At 70.8% G+C, this 1607-nt stretch carries 2 protein-coding genes; one reads left to right on the forward strand and one right to left on the reverse strand.

Annotated elements, in window-relative coordinates; genetic code table 11:
* Positions 1-278: phosphoribosyltransferase family protein (locus ACFWDO_RS21370; RefSeq protein WP_380347181.1), on the forward strand; the 278-nt coding region annotated here is incomplete at its 5' end.
* A 14-nt stretch (positions 279-292) separates the two neighbouring features.
* Here ACFWDO_RS21370 and ACFWDO_RS21375 read toward each other — a convergent pair.
* The gene (locus ACFWDO_RS21375) at positions 293-1471 is read right to left on the reverse strand and encodes an amino acid deaminase/aldolase (protein WP_380347183.1); all 1179 of its coding nucleotides are present in this window, start codon (positions 1469-1471) and stop codon (positions 293-295) included.
* Positions 1472-1607: the final 136 nt, after the last annotated feature.

Consider the following 1607-nt stretch of genomic DNA (forward strand, 5'->3'; position numbering starts at 1 on the left):
ACTCGATTCCCCTGGCGCGGCGCACGGTGGTGATCGTCGATGACGGGATCGCGACCGGGGCCACGATGGTGGCCGCGTGCCGGGTGGCGCGGGCGCAGCGGCCGGATCTGCTGGTGGTGGCCGTGCCGGTGTCCGCGCCCGAGGCGGCACGGCGGGTCGAGCGCGAATGTGATGAGCTCGTCTGTCTGTGGACGCCCACCGACCTGGGTGGAGTCGGCATGGCGTACAGCGACTTTCACCAGCTCGACGATGACGAGGTGATCGCGCTCCTGCGCTGAGACGCCTGTCGACCTCAGCCGAAGCACTGACCTTCGCCGCGGTAGGTGGGAACCGTCGTGCGGGTGCCCGCCTCGTCGACCAGATGGAGCTCGGCGAAGCGTTCGCACAGTTCGCCCGCCTTGGCATGGCGGAACCAGACACGATCACCGATCTCGAGTTCGGCGCCACCGGCCAGCGGCGTCTGGACTTCGCCCGCGCCTTCGGAGCCGAGCAGCTTCAGCCCGGCGGGCCACACGGGGACCGGGACGCGGCTCGGACCCGCGGGGCCCGACGCGATGTAGCCGCCCGCGAAGACGGTCGCGATGGTCGGTGCGGGTTTGCGCAGGACCGGGGTGGCGAAGAACAGCGCGGGGCGGGGCGTGAACGAGCGGTAGTGGTCGAACAGGGTCGGCACGTAGAGGCCGGAACCGGCGGTCACCTCGGTGACATCGGGATCGGTGATCGAGACTTCGATCGAACCGGTGCCACCGCTGTTGACGATCTCCAGCGGGCCCGTCACCGCCCGGACAGCATCGACCACCCGGGTACGGCGGCGCCCGATTTCGAGTGCGGACAGGCGTTTCACCACGCGCACCGCGGGGTTGCTGTCGGGCAGTCCGGCGATCTGCGACTCGTAGGTCATCACACCGACCACAGCGAACCCGCGCCGCAGCGCCTCGGCGGCCAGCGCGGCGGCGTCCTCGGGGCTGCGCACGGGCGAGCGCCGGGCACCCAGGTGCAGGGGGCCGATCCGCAAAGCCGCGTCGACGTCGAGGCAGACGCGGGGGTGGACCAAGTCGGTGCCGAGCGCGGCCCGGGTGAGTTCGAGCTGGGCGACATCGTCGATCATCAGCGTGATCGCCTCGAGCAGGGCCGGGGCGGCAGCCAGTTCGGCCAGCGCGGCACGGTCGAGAACCGGGTACCCGAGCAGCACGTCGCGGGCGCCGAGGCGGACCAGCCAGATGGCCTCACGCAGCGAGTACGCCATGATCCCGGCGAAGCCGTCGCGGGCGGTCAGTCCGTCGCCGAGTACACGCTCGAGCACCGCCCGGCAGCGCACGGATTTACTCGCCACCCGCACCGCGATGCCGTTCGCGCGCCGGACCAGGTCGGCGGCGTTGCGGTCGAGCGCGGTCAGGTCGACGGCGGCCAGCGGCGGGTCGAGCTCCGCGGTCGCCGCGTGCAGATGATGCAGCGATGTCGTCGGTGTCACACGACTACTGAACCACCTATTTGGTCAGTCGTCCAGCATTGCGCGTCAGCTTTCGACCGCCTTCAGCGTCAGGCAGCCGACCAGGTCGTCGATCACCACGAGGATCGTCTCGTCGTTGCCGTCGGCCAGCCAGCGC

Source organism: Isoptericola sp. NPDC060185 (genome assembly GCF_042728595.1).
In the GTDB taxonomy this organism is placed as follows: domain Bacteria; phylum Actinomycetota; class Actinomycetes; order Actinomycetales; family Cellulomonadaceae; genus Isoptericola.